The organism is Ursidibacter sp. B-7004-1, from assembly GCF_053654055.1.
Genome location: NZ_JBSIUP010000101.1, coordinates 1 through 288, shown reverse-complemented (window position 1 = coordinate 288; position 288 = coordinate 1). Strand labels below are relative to the sequence as shown.

General features: G+C 46.5%; 2 tRNA genes. Both read right to left on the bottom strand.

The window, feature by feature from the left end:
• Positions 1-75: 75 nt before the first annotated feature.
• Positions 76-151: transfer RNA gene (locus ACWIW0_RS11410), tRNA-Ala, on the bottom strand.
• Between the two features lie 37 nt (positions 152-188).
• A tRNA-Ile gene (locus ACWIW0_RS11405) sits at positions 189-265 on the bottom strand.
• Positions 266-288 lie beyond the last annotated feature (23 nt).

Below are 288 nucleotides of genomic sequence, written 5' to 3'. Positions count from 1 at the left end.
TGACAAATGACTTTCGTCTTTCATCATAACTCACTATTTTATGTTTTACTATTAAAACAGTCAGTTATGATGAATTGGTGGAGATAAGCGGGATCGAACCGCTGACCTCCTGCGTGCAAGGCAGGCGCTCTCCCAGCTGAGCTATATCCCCATTCATTTTCCGTTGCTTTCACTCATACCTTAATGAGTGGTGGGTCTGAGTGGACTTGAACCACCGACCTCACCCTTATCAGGGGTGCGCTCTAACCACCTGAGCTACAGACCCAACGGATGACTTCGTTTTTGTCT